Annotated in this window: 2 protein-coding genes; one reads left to right on the top strand and one right to left on the bottom strand. The window is 62.3% G+C overall.

Features of this window, described 5'->3' with window-relative positions; translation table 11 throughout:
• Positions 1-41: 41 nt before the first annotated feature.
• Positions 42-350 (top strand): hypothetical protein, encoded by a 309-nt coding sequence (locus NS334_RS18390; RefSeq protein ID WP_106940309.1) that lies wholly within the window; start codon positions 42-44, stop codon positions 348-350.
• A gap of 47 nt (positions 351-397) precedes the next feature.
• On the opposite strand, the gene NS334_RS16675 is transcribed toward NS334_RS18390, so the two are convergent.
• The coding region (locus NS334_RS16675; protein ID WP_206542706.1) for a hypothetical protein at positions 398-794 on the bottom strand (397 nt) is incomplete at its 5' end.

The raw sequence follows: 794 nt of genomic DNA, 5'->3' as shown, positions 1-794 counted from the left end.
GCTCCAGCGCCCGTGGCTAGACACTTTGAGGGAGGCAGGGCTTGCTCAAGAAGGCCGAAGACGAGGTGCTGAGCGCCTTGGTAGCGGCGTTGACACGTGCTTACGATGGCGGCTCTTCGGTGGCGGGCCAATCCCTCGAGCAGCGTCGAAGGATAGCAGTCGCCGCCCTTCGCCGAATCCGATCGTTTGAACGACGGAGCGTGTCATTCGATGATCGCGTCCAGGACCTCGCGAAGGCGCTAGCTGATTATCTGGAAGCCAAACCTGATTTGGTCGGTCCACTGATGAAGGACTACCAATTTGTCGCGGGTGGATTGCTCGACAGTTACACGATCGCTGGTGACTCTTGACGTTGATAGGCGATCGCTAAGCCTCCACATCCGGCCTTGCCGCCGCATCAGCCGGCCGCGTCTGCTTCAGGAATCTCGCGCAGATAAATCCGAGCACCACCATCACCGCGGCGGCCGAGACTAACGTTGCGGTCTTGCCGGCATGTTGAAGACCCAAACCGTAGGGCGTTGGTGCCGACGGTCTGCCCCATGAAGAAGAAGACCGGGTGCGGCGACAGGTCGGTGGCGGGCGCCTCGACCGAAAGCTCGCTGGCAAACACCTGCAGGCAGCCGTGGATCATGTAAAAGCCGAGGCCCATCACCGGCAGGCCCGCCATCTGCAGCTTCCAGTGCGGCCCGAACGCGACGCCGACGAGCTGGATGCCGACCAGCGTTGCGCCGACGACCTTCATGCCTCTCACCCCGATCCACGGCAGCAGGCGCGATACCGTCAGCGTGTAGAGC

The organism is Sphingomonas endophytica (genome assembly GCF_001476895.1).
GTDB lineage: Bacteria > Pseudomonadota > Alphaproteobacteria > Sphingomonadales > Sphingomonadaceae > Sphingomonas > Sphingomonas endophytica_A.
Note: the sequence above shows the minus strand (reverse complement) of the source record. Positions and strands in the feature narration are given on the sequence as shown.